We start from the raw sequence: 16,395 nt of genomic DNA, 5'->3' as shown, positions 1-16,395 counted from the left end.
GAGCATCAGACCACGAATCTGAGGCTCATCTCTTTAGAAGCCGCCGGGGCGCGGGCCGCCGCCCTGACCGCCGGGGCCGCCCATGATGCGCATCTGCGGCTGGTTGGCATTGGCCGGCGCCGCGCCGCCGAAGTTGTAACGCAGACCGAGATAGATGACCGAGGCCTGCTGGCTGCGGCTCGATTCCGAATAGACGGTCTTGGTCTGGGTATAGGTGACCGACTTGCCGGTATTGAGCGGGTCGCGCACCGTCAGGGTCAGGCTCGCCTTCGGGGTCAGCTTGCGGACATAGGTGAAGTTGCCCATGCCGAACGGCTCGGTATAGCCCTGACCGGTGAGGGTCTTGCCGCGCGAGAAGAAGAAGACCTGGAACGAATCCTTCGGCGTCAGGGTGTAGGTGAAGTTCACGCGTCCGTTGAGCGAATCGGCTTCCTGCGAACCGGTGGACGGCGTCGTCAGTTCCGTATGCGCCACATCGCCGCCCAGAGTCAGGTTCAGCTTGGGCGTGATCTGACCGTTGAAGTTGAACTCGATACCGCCGGCCTGGCTCTCGCCACCGTTTTCCTGCGTCGTCAGCAGCACATTGCCGGTCAGGAAGCGGCTGGTCTGGGTGATGACGTTCTGATTGTCGCGGTAATAGCCGCGGATCTGGTAGTTGATCTTGCCCTTGGCGACTTCGTAGCCCAGTTCGAACGAGTCGGTTTCCTGCGGCTTGAGGTTCGGATTGCCTTGGGTAACGTTCGTCGGGTCGTTATAGGTCAGGGCGGCGTTCAGCGATTGCGGGCTGGGGCGCTGCAGGCGGCGGGCATAGGAGAAGCGCAGCTTGGCGGTGTCCGAGATCAGATAGGTCGCGAACAGGCTGGGGCTGTACTTGGTGTAGTTGATATTGGTGTAGGTGCCGGTATTGACCAGATAGGTGTCGAGGTCGAGGTTTTCCATGCGCAGCCCGCCGAGCACGACCCACTTTTCGCCGAACGGCTTCTGATAGGTCATATAGGCGGCGGCGAGGGTCTGCTTGTACTGGAAGGCGTTGGTCAGCAGCGCATTGCCGAGGCCGTCGGCACCGGTGCCGGTCGATTCGTTGCGCACATCGCTGTCGTCGCGGGTGATCTGGATGCCGGTGGTCAGCTGGTCGGTGCCGATCGGGCGGTTGTAATCGAGGCTGAACACGGCGCTCGACAGGTCGCGCGCCGAGGTCTTGCGATCGGTGGCGGTCGACACGCTGGGCAGGGTGTAGCTGAAGGCGTTGGTCGTGACGTTCTCGCCGGTCGAGCGGCTGATGCGCAGGTCGGCCTTGAGCGTTTCGCCCGCCAGCTTGCCCATGTGGCTCCAGGTCAGGGCCAGGCTCTGGTCCTGACCGGGGCTTTCGGCGCGCAGGAAGTTCGTATATTTGCGCGTCGCCACACCGGCAGCGTTATAGGTCGCGTTGTCGCCGGCGCCGGTGATCGTGACGTCGCGCTTGCTGTACGAGACGGCGGCGCTCAGGGTATTGGTGTCGTCCAGATTGAAATCGACGCCCGCATTGACGCCCAGATTTTTGAACTTGGCCGAACCCAGCGTGTTCGATTCCGTGCGCGAGGTGGTGTTGCCATTGGCGTCGAGCGCGCGCTGACGGCGCGTCTGCTTGCCGGTGCCGCCGTCTTCGCGGTAGTTGATGCCGCCATTGACCGACACCTTGCCCGCCGTATAGCTGCCGCTGACGCCGCCATTATAGCGTCCGTCGCCGACGGCGACATTGGCCGAACCGTAGCCGCCCGGACGACGGTTCTTCTTCATGACAAGGTTGATGATGCCGCCCGACCCTTCGGAGGAAAACTGCGCGCCCGGCTGGTTCATGACCTCGACCGAGGCAATGTCGCCGCCCGACATGGCCTGAATGGCGCCGGCGCGGTTGTCGCCCGACATCATGGCCGAGGGCTTGCCGTCGACATAGACCTGAACATTGGTGTTGCCGCGCAGGGCGACGTTGCCGTTGGCGTCGACCGTGACGCCCGGCACCTTGTTCAGGGTGTCGCCCGCCGTGCCGACGGCGGCGTCGGCGTTCTTGGTATTGTCATAGACCTGACGGTCGATGCGGTTCTGCGCCTTGGCGCCCGTTACGGTGACCGTGGTGGTTTCCTCGTCGGCCTTCTTCGCCTCGGTCTTTACCTCAGCCTTGGGGTCGGCCTTGGGATCAGATTGAGCCGTCTGGGCCTGTGTGCCGGACGCCAGCAGGAGCGAGGCCAGAACGGCGAAGCTGGCCGTGGAGGCCAGGGTGGACAGTTTGGAGGAGGACATGGAAGCGGTCTCTGTAAAACGAAATAAGGTGCCGGGAGGGCGCAAAACTGTTTTACGCGCGTTTTTACCGCCCCCGTCGTTACCTGCCTTATATAGTTTTGTCGGATTTATGTGAAGCGGGGCGGGATTTAAGTTTTTGTAATGTGAAGCGTAATAAAGCACCGCCCCACAAAGGCTTTTTGGTGTCGATAGATTACATATCGGTAAGTTTTTTTCGCAATGTAAGGTCTGCGCGCGGGCTGCATTTGGGCGGAGGGGCTTTATTACTTGGTAAATCAGCTCTGTCGCACGGCCTTATAAAACGCATATAAAACAGGCTTGAAACCCGCATGGAGTCGCGGCCATATGCGCGGGAATAAGGATAGTTGATATGATGAAGCATCTGATCGTCATGCGCCACGGCAAGGCCGAAAAGGACGCGGAGTCGGGCGAGGATTTCGACCGCGACCTGATGCAGCGCGGGATACGTGAAGCCACCGCGGTTGCCGAAGCCCTGAAAGCGCGGGGTCTGAAGCCCGACTTCGCGCTGGTCTCCTCGGCTCATCGCACGTCGCAGACCTTCGATGCGGTGAGCGCTGTGCTGGGGCCAATCCCCGTCGAGCGTCGCGACGATCTGTACAATGCCGGGGCCAACGACCTGCGCCGTCTGGTCGAGGCGCACGAAGAGGCGGGCGACTGCCTGCTGGTCATCGGGCACAATCCGGGCATCCAGTACCTGATCCTCGACTATATGACCGAGGGCGCGGCCTCAATGACCGAGATCGACAAGGTGCGCGGCACCTATCCGACGGCGGCGGCGACCGTGTTCGACGTCGATGTGGCGGGCCGCCCGCTCTACGACGGCGTGCTCAAGCCCAAAGACCTTATCGGTGCGGAATAATGGATATCTATAAACTGGCCACCAAGGCCCTGCACGGCCTTGATCCGGAAGACGCCCACGCGGCGACGATTCTCGCGCTGAAGTCCGGGTTAGGACCGCAGTCGTCCTACGATCCGCCGGAACTGACGGTCGAATTTCCCTGCAACGGCGGTGGCGTGTCGGCGCGCAACTGCGTCGGGCTGGCCGCCGGGTTCGACAAGAACGCCGACGTGCCGCTGGCCATGTCGCGCGCCGGGTTCGGCTTCGTCGAATGCGGCACGGTGACGCCCCTGCCGCAGGACGGCAATCCGCGCCCGCGTCTGTTCCGCCTGAGCGAGGACGAGGCGGTGATCAACCGTATGGGCTTCAATAACAAGGGGCTCGACGTGTTCGCCGGGCATCTGGAGCGTTATGTCGGACGGTCGAACCGGCCTGTGCTGGGGGCCAATATCGGCGCCAATAAGGACGCGACTGACCGCATGGCCGACTACGTCACGGGGCTTAAGCGTCTGTGGGGTCTGTCGAGCTATTTCACCGCCAATATTTCCTCGCCGAATACGCCGGGCCTGCGCGCGCTTCAGGGCAAGTCGCATCTGGATGAGCTTCTGGCGCAGATTGCCGCGACGCGCGCCGATCTGGTGCGGGTGACGGGGCAGAACTATCCCATCTTCCTCAAGATCGCCCCGGATCTGACTGAGGACGAAATCGCCGACACGGTGCAATCGACCATGGCGCACGGGCTCGATGCGCTGATCGTGTCAAACACGACGATCGAGCGGGCCGAAACCCTGCAATCGGCGCAGAAGGGCGAGACCGGCGGCCTGTCGGGTGCGCCCCTGTTTGCACTGTCGACGGCGGCGCTGCGTACCGCGCGGCAGGTATCGGAGGGGCGGTTGCTGCTGATCGGCGCGGGCGGGATCGCATCGGGCGCGGACGCCTATGCCAAGATCAGGGCCGGGGCCTCGGCGGTGCAATTGTACTCCGCGATGGTGTTCAAAGGGCCGGGTCTGGTCGATGAGATCAAGCGCGATCTGATCACGCTTTTGTTGCGCGACGGCTTCACGCATGTGTCGCAGGCCGTGGGAACCGACGCCTGAATCATACCTCCCCAACGTGTTGGGGAGGGGGACCGCACGAACGAACGCAGTGAGTGAGATGTGGTGGTGGGGGCCTGCTTAGCCGCCGTAAGATACACATCGGGCCAGCCGATTTATTCGCGATGCTTACGCGAGCCCCCCTCCGTCATTTGCTGCGCAAATGCCACCTCCCCCGGCACGCCGGGGGAGTAGGCGCTATGAATCCTGCAACCGGTTCGCCGTCAGCCGTGCCATCGCGCAGGCAAACAACACCCAGATCAGATTGTTCTGCCCCAGAATAAAGCTCTCCGATAGGATGAGAAAGCTGAACAGGCACAGGGTCAGCACCGAGAAGAACCCGTCCTTCACCCGCGCAAAGCGGAACAGGGCGCAGAAGAAGGTGATGGCCAGAACGCTGCCGAACAGGATGACGCCCAGCCAGCCCAGTTGCACCAGCAGATCGAGCCAGCCGTTATGCGCCGACGGCACGTCCCAGTGCGTCTCCATCTTGACGATCTTGTTGGGCACCGAGTCCGGTCCCCAGAAGGCCTTGTATCCATAGCCCAGCCACGGGCGCTTGTCCGACAGGCGCAGCAGCGACTCCCAGATTTCGGTGCGGCCGGTGAGCGTCGGGTCCTTGCCTAGCGCCTTGAAGATCGCTTCGGGCATCAGGAAGAAGATCGTGCCACCGATCAGCGAGATTGTCGCGGCGGCCCAGACGAACAGGACGCTGAGGATACCGCCGCGTTTCAGCGCCATCAGGACCGGCATGGCGAACAGGCTGAGCATACAGGCCAGCAGCGACGTTTTCGACCGCGACATGACGACAAGGAAGAAGATCAGGGCCGCCGCCACGATCCACGCCGTGCGGCGTTCGGGGACGATGAAGGCGCTGGCGCAGGCGGCGACGAAGCCGAAGGTCATCAGCGAGGCCATCTGGTTCTTTTCGTGCCACAGCCCACGCCAGGCCCCGGCATTGATGTCGTGGTGGACGCCCATGGTGGGATAGAACAACGCCGCCAGAATACTGCCCACCGCCAGAACGGTGAAGGTCAGCGCGACGATCTGGGTCAGGTCCGGCCCCTTGAACCGCATCCCCAGATAAAGCCCGAACAGGGTGGTAAAGGCGAGCGCCAATGACCGTCGGCTGGTCACCGCCGGGTCGATCGACCACCAGCCCGACGCATAGCAAAGCCCGATCAGCAGCCCGCCCATGAACAGGGCCGGTAAAATGCGCAGGAACTTGTCGGCCCTGAGCGCGCATAGCATCAGGGTCAGGCCATAGACCGGCAGCCAGAGCAAACGCATCCAGGCCACGTCGCCGCCGTTTTCCTGATTGGGCGCGAACAATGGCGCCCACAGGGCCTCGGTGAACATGAAAACGCAAACACAGGCGAGCAGAATTTCGGCGCGATAGATCCACAGGGCCAGCCCGTCCAGCGGGGCATCCTGCGTCGATGGCACGAGGCTTCGCCGCGCGGCGGGCGCGACATAGTCGTCATCTTCGTAGGCGGGCGTGGCGGGCATGGCCTTAGGGTAAAGGCAAAAGGTAAAAAAGCTTACCGTGGTTTGCCCTCTCCCTGTTTACGGGGAGAGGGGGATTAAAACGGCGAGAACTTTTCCATCAGGTTCTGTGTTACCGGGGCGGCCTGCATCCGGGTCACGTCGCCGCGGCCGCCGTAGGAAATACGCGCCTCGGCCATCTGAGCATGGCGGACGGTGTTGGCCGACGAAATATCCTCGGGCCGCACGATGCCCGACACGGTCAGTTCGCGCACTTCGCGGTTGGTGCGCACCTCCTGAGAGCCCTGCACGATCAGATTGCCGTTCGGCAGGACGCCGGTGACGACGGCGGCGATGGTCAGGGAAATCTTTTCCGCGCGATTGACGCTGCCCGAGCCGCTGAAGTTCGCCGAACCATTGGTCGACAAGCCGTTCGACGCATTATACTCGCTCGGCAAAATTTTCCCCAGCGACGATTCCAGCCCGAAGACCTTGGGGATCGAGGCGTTGTAATCGCTCTCGCGTGAGCGGGCCGTGGTGTTCTGGGTCTGGGCCTTGTCGTCGATATCGACCTGCACCGTCAGGATGTCGCCGACATTGCGGGCGCGCTGATCCTTGAAGAAGGCCTTGGCACCGCTGCGCCACAGGGAATTGGCCGAGGCGGCGGGCGGGGTAGGCGCATAGACCTGCTGCTGCGGCACCAGTTGCGCCGGATAGCCCATCGGATTGAGCTGCGGGCCGGAAACGGCTTCGTTGACGCTGGCACAGGCGGTAAGCGAGGCGGCGGCGATAACAAGGGCGGCGAGGGAGGGGATACGCATACTGTTCACCTATCGGCTGGAATAGAGTTTGTCGGAACGCAGCGCCAGCGCGGCTTCGCCGGTGACCGCCGTGCCGGGACCGGTGACGACGGCCTCGATGAGCTTTTTCGACTGAGGGTTCTGCACCATGACGATGTCGCCGATGGCCGCGTCCTTTTGCGCCTGACCGGTCATGCTCAGGCTGATGCCGTTCATCGCCCAGGTCACCTTGACCAGTTCGGCGCGTTTGATGACGATCGGCGAGGCGAGGTCCGACGTCTTCACGATGCCGCCTTCACGGACAGGCAGGCGGACGCTCTTGCCGATGGCCGTTTGCGGATCGAGCATCAGCGCGCCCGACGCCATATGGGCCTGCACCGGCTTGAAGGCGATGTCGTCAGCGCTGACGATTTCACCGGCGCTCATGGTGCGCGTAAAGACGAGGACGTCTTTCGTGGCCCCGGCCTGCGCCTTGGCTGGCGTATTCGATACGCCTTCGGACCCGCCGGAGACGATGATGCGGCGCAGGCCCTGAGGGTTGCTCCACGACAGGCCCGCTTGACGCGCCTTTGCCTGCACCTGTCCGGCATCGAGCACGATGGTCTGGCCCGGGCGTTGCGCGACGACCACGTCCGCAGCCTTGCCGGCGCCATCGAACAGGTCGCCCAGCGTGACGCGACCGTCGGCGTCGGTGACCGGCGCGCGCAGGGTGACGGCGTCTTGCGCTGCGGTGTGACCGGCGGCGAACACGGTGGCCGCGCCAGCCAGCATCAGCATGTAAACCGAACGGTGCATCAGGTATTTCCCTAGTTACGCAGGCTGCCGGCCACCGACAGCATTTCGTCGGCGGTGGTGATGACTTTCGAATTCATTTCATAGGCGCGCTGGGCGACGATCAGGGCGGTGATTTCCGACACCGCGTCGACGTTCGAGGCTTCGGTATAGCCCTGCAACAGCGTCCCGTATCCGGTGTCGCCGGGGGCCGAGATGGTCGCCGCGCCCGATGCGCCGGATTCGAGGAACAGGTTGTCGCCGATGGCCTCAAGGCCGGCCTCGTTATAGAAGGTGGCGAGCTGAAGCTGACCGATGACGGTGGGGGCGGTGACGCCGTCCTGAGTCACCGAGACCTGACCGGTCTTGGAGACGGTGAATTCCTTGGTGTCCTGCGGCAGGGTGATCTGCGGCTGGACGAGGTAGCCATCGTCGGTAACCAGTTGCCCCTGATCGTTGATGGCGAAGTTCCCGGCGCGCGTATAGGCGGTTTCGCCCGACGGCATCAGCACCTGAAAATAGCCGCGACCGTCGATCATCAGGTCGTAGGAATTGTCGGTACGGGTGACCGAGCCCTGCGTCAGGATACGATAGACGCTGCCCGTCTTCACACCGGCACCGATCTGAATGCCGGTGGGCACGACGGTCCCGGCTTCGGACGACTGCGCGCCCATGCGCTCGACATTCTGATACATCAGGTCCTGGAACTCGGCCCGCTGCTTCTTGTAGCCGACCGTGTTCATGTTGGCGATGTTGTGCGAGATGACGTCGACGTTCATCTGCTGGGCGGCCATGCCGGTGGTGGCGGTTCTTAAAGCACGCATGTGTTCTTACTCCTTAGGCCACTCGGCCCAGACGCTCGATGGCGCTGCGGTTGAGTTCCTGATTCTGGTCGATGACCTTCGAGATCGAGGCGTAGGACCGGTTGATCTCGACCAGCCGGGTGACTTCGCTGAGGGCGTTGACGTTCGATGCCTCAAGCATCCCCTGACGGATGCGGACATCGGCGGCCGGGTCGGGGGTGGCGTTGGTGGTCGCCGCGAACATGTTGTCGCCGCGCTTTTCGACGTCGGACAGATTGGCGAACCGCACGACATTGATCTTGCCGACGCGGATCGTACCGTCGGCGGAGCGTTGCGAGACGATGCCGTCGGCGGAGATGCTCGGCGCGCCGAATTCGGCGTTCAGGCGGATTTCACCGCCGTCGCCCTGCACCGGCAGGCCTTCCTGCGTGGTCAGGACGCCTTCCTGATTGACGGTAAAGGCCCCGTCGCGGGTATAGAGCGGGCCGTTCGGGCCATTGACGACGAAAAACGCGCCTTCGCCTTCGATAGCGAGGTCGTAATCGCTGCCGGTCTGGATGAACGCGCCTTGCGAGAAGTCGCGGCCGATGCCCTTGTCGAAGGCGAAGTTGGCGGGGGCGCGGATCGGCAGGTTATAGGCGGGCTTGCCGGGCTCGGCCTCGACCAGCAGCTGCTCGAACTTGTAGCCGCTGGTGTTCATATTGGCGAGATTGTTGGCGGTGACGTCCAGTTCGCGGCGCAGGACGAGCTGACGCGACAAGGCGACGTAGGTAGCGTTATCCATGCGGGCTCTCCTTTCATGACGCGTCTCAAGCGACGGCGTTAACCATGTTTTTCAAGAAGCAAGAGCCGTGCCAGATGGATAAAAAATCGTAATACGTTGAAAATAATGAATAATGATGGGTGTTCGAATTCGGCGTGGCGAAAGGGCGGCAGATTCTGCCGCGACTCCGTCTGGGGCTTTCAGATGACAGACCGCTCAATTCCGGAAGATGGCGGCTGGGTTACAGCGATTTAATTGGACGTATGGATTGAAACTATCCAAGGTGGCGGGACGAGGGGCGGGGTGCCATCTGTATCTTTAGATCGCGGATCGTTGCCTCCCCGAAAGCCTGTTTGGGGACACCTGTTTTATGTCACTTGCGTTATCCACGCTGATCTACGAATGGCGGCGCTATATGGCCGCTGTGATCGCGCTGGCCGTGGCCGGTCTGCTGGTGCTGGCGCTGGTCGGCATGTTCATGGGCATCGGCAAGAACTTCAGCGCCACGATCGACCGCTCGCCGGCGCATATCATGATCCTGCCGCCGGATTCCGAAGGGCTCGGCACCAGCCAGCCGCGCCGCAATATCCCGCTGCTGTTCCAGCATAGCGAGGTCGTCGAGGCGACGCCGTTCAACGTCACCTGGGGGCAGTTCACCAACTTCCCCGAGGGCGAGCAGAAGGCCGTTCGCGAAGGCGTACAGATCTACGTCGTCGATCCGATCCCCGGCGCGGTGACCCTGCCGACCGACTTCCCCGAAGACGTGATCCTGGCGCTGCAGGAGCCCTATTCGGTCATCCTCGACGTAACCTCGCTCAACAAGCTGGGCGTCAAGGTCGGCGATAAGGCCAAGATCAACGGTCGTACCGTGACGGTGCGCGCCACGATCAGCGGCTACCCCAGCCTGTTCAACTCGATGATCTTCACCTCGCGTCAGTCGGCGAAGCTTCTGGGCCTCGTCCGCGAAGGGCCGCGCGTCGGCGCCATCCTCGTCAAGGTCAGCGACCCGGCGCGCACAGATACGGTCGCGGCGGAACTGAACGTCATTGGCAAGGGTCAGTTCAAGGCGTGGACCAAGCCGGAGTTGTCCAAGCGCAATCAGGAATCGATGTTCAAGAACTCGTTCATCTCGATCCTGCTCGGCTTCATGCTGGTGGTCGGCGTCTTCATCGGCGTGGTCATCACCTGGCAGACCCTGCAAGGGGCGATTCTGGCCAATATCAAGGAGTTCGCCTCGCTGAGGGCGCTGGGGGTATCGATCGGTAGCCTCAATCTGATCATCATGGAGCTGAGTTTCTGGGTCGGCGTGGCGGGCCTTGGCATGACCGCGATCCTGCTGGTCGGCGTCACGGCGCTGGCCGGGGCGATGGGCCTGACCATGTTCTATCCCCTGTGGTCGGTCATCACCATCGCCATCATGCTTCTGATTATCTCCGTCCTGTCGGGCCTGTTGTCGCTCGGCGTCCTGAAAAAGAGCCAGCCTGCGGATCTGTTGCGATGAATGGAAAACTAGCCATAGACGCCAAGGGCCTGTCGAAGGCCTACAAGATCGGCAAGCAGAAGCAATCCGTCCTGAAAGACGTCGATTTCAACGCCTATCACGGTCAGGTCACCATGGTCATGGGGCCGTCGGGATCGGGCAAATCGACCCTGATCGCGGCCCTGTCCGGCCTGATGAAACCTGATGAGGGCGAGGTCATTGCCCTGGGCGAAAGCCTGTGGAAGAAGAAGAAAAGCAAGATCGACCGGTTCCGTCTCGATCATTGCGGCTTTATCTTTCAGGGCTTCAACCTGTTCCCGGCGCTCAATGCCACCCAGCAGGTCGAGCAGGTGCTGAAATATTGCAAGGTCAAAAAGTCGGAAGCGAAGAAGCGCGCGGTGGCCGCCCTGACCGAGGTCGGGCTGGAAAAGCGCCTCAAGCAGACGCCGTCGGCCCTGTCCGGCGGGGAAAAGCAGCGCGTCGCCATCGCGCGGGCCCTGTCGAAAAACCCGCAACTGCTGTTCGCGGACGAGCCGACCTCAGCGCTCGATTCGGTGTCGGGTCAGGTGGTCATCAAGCTCCTGCATCGCGCGGCCAAGGAACACGGCGCGGCGGTGATCGTCGTGACCCACGATCCGCGCCTCGAAGCCTATGCCGACCGCGTCATCCATATGGAAGACGGCAAGATCCTCAGCGATCATTTCGTCAATCAACCTCAAGACGTCGTTGAGACGCCTGTTTCGTGATCAGAGAAATACCCATGTCATACAAAAAATCGCTTCTCGCTCTGGTCCTGCTTCCGGCGGTTCTGTCGCTGGCGGCCTGTGGCGGCAAGCCGGGGGAACCCGGTAAGCCCGGTGCCAAGAAAGACGCCGCCGCCGAGGTCAAGGCTCCGCCGTCGCCCTATGCGGCCATCGCTAACGGTAAGGCCGACGTCGAAGGTGGCGTCATTCAGGTCGCCGCCCGCCGCGCCGGTGTGGTGCAGGAGGTGCTGGTTCAGGAAGGCGACGTCGTCAAGAAGGGCCAGATCCTCGCCCGTCAGGAGGCCGATTCCGCGCAATTGTCGGTGCAGCGCGCCCGCGCCAATGTCAACGAGGCTCAGGCCTCGATGCGCCTGACCCAGGTCAATCTCGACACCGCGCGTCGCGAATATGAGCGTTACGAAAAGCTGGCGGCGACCAATTTCGTCGCCGGTCAGAAGCTCGATCAGCAGCGCGACGCCATCCGCGAAGCCGAGGCCCGTCTGGCGGCGCAGCAGGCCTCGGTCCAGACGGCGCAGGCGGCCCTCAATCAGGCCAATTTCGATCTGGAGCAGACCCTTGTCCGCGCGCCGGTCGATGGCCGCATCGTGCGCCGTTACGCCAATCCGGGGGCGGGCGCCTCGACGCTCAACGTCTCGACCATGTTCGATCTTGAGCCCCAGACCGAGCGCATCATCCGTGCCGAAATCGTCGAAAGCTCTATCCCCGACGTGACGCCGGGTCAGGAGGTCGAGATCATCCCGGAAACCGACCAGACCAAGACCTTTGTCGGCACGGTCAAGCGCGTGGCCGCCACCTTCGGCGCGCGCAAGCTGATCTCGGACTCCGGTAACGAAGCCTCTGACGAACGCGTTGTCGAGGTGGTGATCACCGCCGGCGACGCGCCGTTCCTGATTGGTCAGCGCGTGCTGGTCAAGTTCATGAAGCCGGGCGAGAAGGCCGGTATCAAGCGCGAGGTGCCCAAGCCGGTCGCCCCCGTCAAGAAATAGGTAGCCGTTTGCTCAGGCATCGAAACCCCGGATCGGTCGACCGATCCGGGGTTTTTTGTGTCCAGAGTTTTTTGTGTATTGTGTCGGACTTGACATGCTTCGGTCGTTTCACGTCACTATGAAAGCCTTGCGCCACAAGGGAAATCTTAACCCGGGTGCGTTAAGCCTAATGTTCTGTGACCAAGGAAATTTCCCGCGTGCCTGCCCCGACCCATCCTCAGACTGCCGATACGCCGCGCGCCGGTGGGGCCAGCCTCGACGTGCTGCGGTTTCTGGCGGCCGGGTTTATCCTGTTGTTTCATTTCGGTGAATCCGCCCCGCGCGACCTGCATGAGGTGTCGCCGGTTCTGGCGCAGGGCTGGCTGGCGACCGACTTTTTCCTGATGCTATCGGGCTTTATCCTGATGCGCGCCTATGGACCGCGTTTGCAGGAAGGCCGCGTGTCGCCATTTAATTTCGTGAAAAAGCGGTTCTTGCGCCTGTGGCCGTCGCACGTGGTCGTGCTGTTACTGATGTTTATCGTGGTGACTCTGGCGACGCTGAAAGGCCATCCGCCGGGCCATATGGAAAAATACGGCGTCTGGTCGTTCTGGGAGCAGTTTTTCCTGATCCACGGCTGGGGCCTGAGCGAAGAGCCCGGCTGGAACGTGCCGACCTGGACCCTGTCGGCCCTGATCCTGTGCTATGTGCTGTTCACGCTCTATGTGCCGATGGTGCGTCGCTGGAAGCCGTGGGCGCTGGCGGGTGGGATCGTTGCCGTACTGGCTCTGGGCTTTGTCGTGGCCGCTTTCGCCGATCATGCCTTTGTCGATCTGCCGTTCCGCTGGGGACTGGTACGCGCCATTCCACTGTTCATCGCGGGAAGCCTGCTGGAGCGAATGGTCGCTCATATGCGCGTACCGAAACGTGTCTATGCGGCGGGTCTGACGATTTGCCTGCTGGGCATTATCGGCCTGGCCAGCCTCCCGCGCCACGCATTCTGTGACGTGGTGATCCTGAGCCTGCTGGCCGGTGTGCTGACCTTGTCGGCCAGCGTGACCCTGAATGAGAACCACCTGACGAAACGCATGGGCCGCGCGTCGTTCTCGCTGTTCCTGACCCACTCACTGGTCGGTGCGATTGCGCTGGGCCTTGACGGCATGCTGATGGCGCGCATCGGCGTCGACCCGGTCGCGCACTGGGGGCTGTGGGGTTTGTCGATCGTCGCCGCTATCGTCGTGGCGTTTGCGTTCGATGCCCTGATCGACATGCCCTTGAGCCAGTTGGTGTCGCAACGGCTCAGTAGTGGTAGCGGCACTGCGCCAGATAAATCGAATCGTCGCTTACTTCGTAGATGATCCGGTGTTCCTGATCGATCCGCCTCGACCAGAAGCCCGACCATTCATGTTTGAGCGGTTCCGGCTGCCCGATGCCCTCGAACGGATGGCGCGTGATGTCCTTGATCAGAGCATTCAATCGCTTGAGCATAGCCTTGTCGGTCGATTGCCAGTGAAGATAATCGTCCCACGCCTGACTTGAGAACACGATCTTCATTCGTCTTTGATGAGGTCGCGTACAATGCCGCGGCCTTCACGTAGCTCCTTGATCGCGGCATCGAGGCGTGCCGCATTCTTCGGGCTGGCTTTCAGATAGGCCGTTTCCTGCCAGGCGCTGAAGTCTTCGAGTGAAATAAGCACGGCGGGGCTGCCGTTCTGACGCGTGATCAGCAGCGGTGCATGGTCCTCGTTGACCTTGTCCATATGGCTGGCGAGGTCGGCACGGAAGGCGGAATAGGTAACGTGTTTCATATGAAAATTTCCTGTACGTATACTTGTACAATAATTTTCAACGGAAGTCCAGATTTCTCTCTGACGCGCATCCCAAAAACCGCTTCAGCCTCTTTTGGGATGCGCTTATACCGCATCCAGCCCTATATCGAAGACCGGCGCCGAATGCGTCAGCGCCCCCACTGAGATCACGTCGATCCCCGTTTCGGCGATGGCGCGCACGGTGGTCAGGTTGACGCCGCCCGAGGCTTCGAGAATGGTCTTGCCTCCGGCGATGCCGACCGCTTCGCGCAGGGTCTCCAGATCGAAATTGTCGAGCATGATGACGTCGGGCTTGAACGGCAAAGCCTGCTTGAGCTGGAAGATCGAATCCACCTCGACCTCGATCTTCATGGTGTGGCCGGCGGCGGCCTTGGCCAGTTCCAGCGCCTTTTCGACCCCGCCGCAGATGGCGATGTGGTTGTCCTTGATCAGGATGGCGTCGTCGAGACCGTAGCGGTGATTGTGTCCGCCGCCGCACTTCACCGCGTGCTTTTGCAGACCGCGCAGGCCGGGCAGGGTCTTGCGCGTACAGGCGATGCGGGCGGGCAGGCCGTCCAGCACCCGGACATAGGTCTGGGTCAGGGTGGCGACCCCCGACAGGTGCGAGAGCAGGTTCAAAGCTACACGCTCGGCCGCCAGAATGGCGCGGGCGCTGCCTTCGACCCGGGCGATGACGTCACCGGCGACGACGTGTGCGGCGTCGGGCTTGAGGACTTCGAAACGGATATGGGGGTCCATCAGGTTCATGGCGATGCGGGCGCAGTCGAGCCCAGCCACGATCCCGGCTTCGCGAGCGTTGAACTCGGCCCGGAAGCGCGCCTTGGGCAGAATGACGGCGTCGGCGGTGACGTCACCCGCCAGGCCGAGATCTTCGCGCAGGGCGTCGCGCACGACGGGTTCGACAAGGATGTCGGGCAATCCGGTGATGTACATCAGGCAATCTCTCTGTTCATTTCCGTCCGTATAAGGCGACCCTCTTTCAGCCGGACGAAGGTGCGTTCACCCTCGGACGCGGTAGCGGGGAAGTCCTGACGGTAATGAGAACCGCGACTCTCGTGCCTTTGCAAGGCGCATTCGGCGATCAGGCGCGCTGCGACCAGAGGTAACGCACCTTTGAACGAAAGTTCGAGACTTCCGATAAGCCCGATTAGTGTTTCGAGGCCTTTCGCGTCGCGGATGACGCCCGCGTGCTGTGCCATGCCATCGCGCAGAGTTTGCACGGCGTCGGGCGTCAGGCGTGGCGGCCTGGCCGGGCGCAGGGCGTTCGTCGTGTCGGGTGTGAAGGTTTCAAGCTCGCGCGCCGCCGCATGGCCGACGCGTTCGCCAAAGGCCGCGGCTTCGAGCAGGCTGTTCGACGCCAGACGATTGGCCCCGTGCACGCCGGTCGAGGCGCATTCGCCGACGGCAAACAGGTTGCGCAGGCTGGTGTGGCCATCGATGTCGGTGCGGATGCCGCCCATATGGTAGTGCGCCGCCGGAGCCACCGGAATGGGGGCCACCCGCGGGTCGATGCCCGCCGCCATGCACGAGGCAAAGACGGTCGGGAACTCGTGCGGGAAATGCGCCCCTATGGCTTCACGGCAATCGAGGAAAGCCCCACCGAGCGTCAGATTGGCGCGGTGCACGGCGCGGGCCACGATATCGCGCGGGGCCAGTTCGCCGTCCGGGTGATCGTCAAAGGCAAACCGGTAGCCGTCCCTAGTGATCAGGGTCGCGCCTTCGCCGCGCAGGGCCTCGGTCGCCAGCGGGGCGGGGTCGATCCCGGCCTTGAGCGCGGTCGGGTGGAACTGCACGAATTCCGGATCGGCGATCTCGGCCCCGGCCAGAGCGGCCATGGCCATGCCTTCGCCGCGCAGATTGGCCGGGTTGGTGGTGACGGCATAGAGGCCGCCGGACCCGCCCGACGCCAGCACCACGACCGGGGCGAAGACTTCGATGACCTTGCCGCCCAGCTCGACGACTGCGCCGATCACCGTGTCGGCATCGGACCTGATCAGGCCGGATGCGATCGCGCCTTCCCATATCTCGATGTGCGGCGCGGCCTTGGCCCTGGCGACCACGGCTTCGAGGATCTTCTTGCCCGCCAGATCGCCGCCGACGCGGGCGACGCGCGCCAGCCCGTGGGCGGCTTCGCGGTTGAGGACGAAGGTCCCGTCGGCATTGTGATCGAAGGGCGCGCCAAGGTCGTTGAGACGATGGACGACGCCCGGCCCCATCTCGGTCAAAAGGCGCGTCGCATTGGCGTCGTTGATGCCTGCGCCGGCGACCATCGTGTCTTCGGCGTGCGCGGCGGGGGAGTCCTGATCGGACAGGGCGGCGGCGATCCCGCCCTGTGCCCAGGCCGACGAGCAGGCGACGCCCAGAGCGACGGGGGCGAGGACCAGCGTCGGCTGCGGCGCGGTATTGAGTGCGACGGAGAGCCCGGCGAGACCGGCCCCGATAACGAGGGGACCGTTGTGGATATAGACTTCAGGCATTTTAGCGCCTTTCCTAAATTCCCTCTCC

General features: G+C 62.7%; 16 protein-coding genes. 6 read left to right on the top strand and 10 right to left on the bottom strand.

Annotation, left to right across the window (positions count from 1 at the left end; genetic code table 11):
* Positions 1-33 precede the first annotated feature (33 nt).
* A complete protein-coding gene (locus PQU92_RS12180; RefSeq protein WP_272748492.1) occupies positions 34-2,277 on the bottom strand; it encodes an outer membrane beta-barrel family protein in 2,244 nt (747 codons plus the stop codon).
* A gap of 370 nt (positions 2,278-2,647) precedes the next feature.
* Here PQU92_RS12180 and PQU92_RS12175 point away from each other — a divergent pair, with 370 nt between their 5' ends.
* Together PQU92_RS12175 and PQU92_RS12170 are read left to right on the top strand one after the other, a co-directional pair.
* Positions 2,648-3,157 (top strand): SixA phosphatase family protein, encoded by a 510-nt coding sequence (locus PQU92_RS12175; protein ID WP_272748491.1) that lies wholly within the window; start codon positions 2,648-2,650, stop codon positions 3,155-3,157.
* On the top strand, positions 3,157-4,233 hold the full coding sequence (locus tag PQU92_RS12170; RefSeq protein ID WP_272748490.1) for a quinone-dependent dihydroorotate dehydrogenase: 1,077 nt from the start codon (positions 3,157-3,159) through the stop codon (positions 4,231-4,233). The genes PQU92_RS12175 and PQU92_RS12170 overlap by 1 nt, the downstream gene beginning before the upstream one ends.
* A 195-nt stretch (positions 4,234-4,428) precedes the next feature.
* Here PQU92_RS12170 and PQU92_RS12165 read toward each other — a convergent pair whose 3' ends face one another.
* The 5 genes from PQU92_RS12165 to flgF form a co-directional block, all read right to left on the bottom strand.
* Positions 4,429-5,739: an O-antigen ligase family protein gene (locus tag PQU92_RS12165; RefSeq protein WP_272748489.1), complete on the bottom strand. Its 1,311-nt coding sequence runs from the start codon at positions 5,737-5,739 to the stop codon at positions 4,429-4,431.
* Between the two features lie 74 nt (positions 5,740-5,813).
* Positions 5,814-6,536, bottom strand: a complete 723-nt coding sequence (flgH, locus tag PQU92_RS12160) for a flagellar basal body L-ring protein FlgH (protein WP_272748488.1) — start codon at positions 6,534-6,536, stop codon at positions 5,814-5,816.
* 9 nt (positions 6,537-6,545) lie between these two features.
* On the bottom strand, positions 6,546-7,310 hold the full coding sequence (flgA, locus tag PQU92_RS12155) for a flagellar basal body P-ring formation chaperone FlgA (protein ID WP_272748487.1): 765 nt from the start codon (positions 7,308-7,310) through the stop codon (positions 6,546-6,548).
* Positions 7,311-7,321: 11 nt separating this feature from the next.
* Positions 7,322-8,110: a flagellar basal-body rod protein FlgG gene (gene flgG / locus PQU92_RS12150; RefSeq protein ID WP_272748486.1), complete on the bottom strand. Its 789-nt coding sequence runs from the start codon at positions 8,108-8,110 to the stop codon at positions 7,322-7,324.
* A gap of 13 nt (positions 8,111-8,123) precedes the next feature.
* The gene (flgF, locus tag PQU92_RS12145; RefSeq protein ID WP_272748485.1) at positions 8,124-8,873 is read right to left on the bottom strand and encodes a flagellar basal-body rod protein FlgF; all 750 of its coding nucleotides are present in this window, start codon (positions 8,871-8,873) and stop codon (positions 8,124-8,126) included.
* A gap of 349 nt (positions 8,874-9,222) precedes the next feature.
* Between flgF and PQU92_RS12140 the strand changes: the two genes are divergently transcribed.
* From PQU92_RS12140 to PQU92_RS12125, 4 genes are all read left to right on the top strand, one after another.
* Positions 9,223-10,353: an ABC transporter permease gene (locus PQU92_RS12140; RefSeq protein ID WP_023461465.1), complete on the top strand. Its 1,131-nt coding sequence runs from the start codon at positions 9,223-9,225 to the stop codon at positions 10,351-10,353.
* Positions 10,350-11,078 (top strand): ABC transporter ATP-binding protein, encoded by a 729-nt coding sequence (locus PQU92_RS12135; protein WP_272748484.1) that lies wholly within the window; start codon positions 10,350-10,352, stop codon positions 11,076-11,078. Before PQU92_RS12140 ends, PQU92_RS12135 begins: the two co-directional genes overlap by 4 nt.
* A 14-nt stretch (positions 11,079-11,092) precedes the next feature.
* A complete protein-coding gene (locus PQU92_RS12130; protein WP_272748483.1) occupies positions 11,093-12,082 on the top strand; it encodes an HlyD family secretion protein in 990 nt (329 codons plus the stop codon).
* A 197-nt stretch (positions 12,083-12,279) separates the two neighbouring features.
* Complete coding sequence (locus PQU92_RS12125) at positions 12,280-13,419, top strand: acyltransferase family protein (protein ID WP_272748482.1); 1,140 nt, start codon at positions 12,280-12,282, stop codon at positions 13,417-13,419.
* On the opposite strand, the gene PQU92_RS12120 is transcribed toward PQU92_RS12125, so the two are convergent.
* The 4 genes from PQU92_RS12120 to PQU92_RS12105 form a co-directional block, all read right to left on the bottom strand.
* Positions 13,361-13,615, bottom strand: a complete 255-nt coding sequence (locus tag PQU92_RS12120; RefSeq protein WP_272748481.1) for a Txe/YoeB family addiction module toxin — start codon at positions 13,613-13,615, stop codon at positions 13,361-13,363. The genes PQU92_RS12125 and PQU92_RS12120 overlap by 59 nt on opposite strands.
* A complete protein-coding gene (locus PQU92_RS12115) occupies positions 13,612-13,869 on the bottom strand; it encodes a type II toxin-antitoxin system Phd/YefM family antitoxin (protein ID WP_272748480.1) in 258 nt (85 codons plus the stop codon). Before PQU92_RS12115 ends, PQU92_RS12120 begins: the two co-directional genes overlap by 4 nt.
* Positions 13,870-13,974: 105 nt before the next feature.
* A complete protein-coding gene (nadC, locus tag PQU92_RS12110; protein ID WP_272748479.1) occupies positions 13,975-14,823 on the bottom strand; it encodes a carboxylating nicotinate-nucleotide diphosphorylase in 849 nt (282 codons plus the stop codon).
* Positions 14,823-16,367, bottom strand: a complete 1,545-nt coding sequence (locus PQU92_RS12105) for an L-aspartate oxidase (protein ID WP_272748478.1) — start codon at positions 16,365-16,367, stop codon at positions 14,823-14,825. Before PQU92_RS12105 ends, nadC begins: the two co-directional genes overlap by 1 nt.
* Positions 16,368-16,395 lie beyond the last annotated feature (28 nt).

It is taken from the genome of Asticcacaulis aquaticus, from assembly GCF_028550415.1.
In the GTDB taxonomy this organism is placed as follows: Bacteria; Pseudomonadota; Alphaproteobacteria; order Caulobacterales; family Caulobacteraceae; genus Asticcacaulis; species Asticcacaulis aquaticus.
The sequence above is the reverse complement of the archived record's forward strand: the minus strand, read 5'-3'. Positions and strand labels throughout refer to the sequence as shown.